At 59.1% G+C, this 779-nt stretch carries 1 protein-coding gene; it reads right to left on the bottom strand.

Going from position 1 to position 779, the window contains the following annotated elements:
• Positions 1–5: 5 nt before the first annotated feature.
• The gene (locus tag I9P22_RS24330; protein ID WP_199261639.1) at positions 6–689 is read right to left on the bottom strand and encodes an IS6 family transposase; all 684 of its coding nucleotides are present in this window, start codon (positions 687–689) and stop codon (positions 6–8) included.
• Between the last annotated feature and the right edge of the window lie 90 nt (positions 690–779).

The raw sequence follows: 779 nt of genomic DNA, 5'->3' as shown, positions 1-779 counted from the left end.
CAGACTTATGCCGCGAGTTCCGCGAAGGTCTGAAACGGCGTAGTGCCATTGGCCGGGATCTGGCCTTTGCGGATCATGTGTGCGGTCTCGATGCCGACGATGGTCGCTGCCGCCGAGTGGAACGCCTTGAAGCCCATCATCGGGTTTGTGATCCGCTTGATGAAGCGGTGGTCCTGCTCAAGGATGTTGTTCAGATATTTGACCTGCCGCACCTGAATGATGCGCCCGTCGCCGGTGAATTTCAGAATCGCGTTCACGGCCTGCAAACCCGCGAGGTTGGCACCGCTCTTGTCGATCACGACCCGGTCGGGCACGCCATGAGCGGCAATTGCCTGCCTGAAGAAGCGCCGGGCTGCGGCCAGGTCCCGACGCTTGGATAGCATGAAATCAAGGGTTTGACCGTCACGATCCACGGCCCGGTAGAGATAGGTCCATTTGCCCTTCACCTTGATGTAGGTCTCGTCCGCCCGCCAGGAAGTGGCCGTCGGCCGCTTCCTGGCTTGTGCCCGGGCGGCAATCAGCGGAGAGAATTTCACGACCCAGCGGTTCAGCGTTGCGTGGTCGACCCTCACCCCGCGTTCGGCCATGATCTCTTCCAGGTCGCGATAGGAGACTGCGTAGCGGAGGTAGAAGAAAACCGCATACAGGATCACCGACTTCGGATGATGCACACCCTTGAAATCGATCATCTTGCCCTCACCTGCGCAGCTTCTGGAAGGAAAAATATATAGGCGACCGACAGGGAAATCGCGAGGGCCAAGAAGCTTTGCGACAGAACC

Source organism: Paracoccus binzhouensis, assembly GCF_016446475.1.
Taxonomy (GTDB): Bacteria; Pseudomonadota; Alphaproteobacteria; order Rhodobacterales; family Rhodobacteraceae; genus Paracoccus; species Paracoccus binzhouensis.
The sequence above is the reverse complement of the archived record's forward strand: the minus strand, read 5'-3'. Positions and strand labels throughout refer to the sequence as shown.

Bases quoted from the DNA above. Each gene is read 5' to 3' on its own strand.
- I9P22_RS24330 (WP_199261639.1), bottom strand. From the start codon at position 689: ATGATCGATTTCAAGGGTGTGCATCATCCGAAGTCGGTGATCCTGTAT.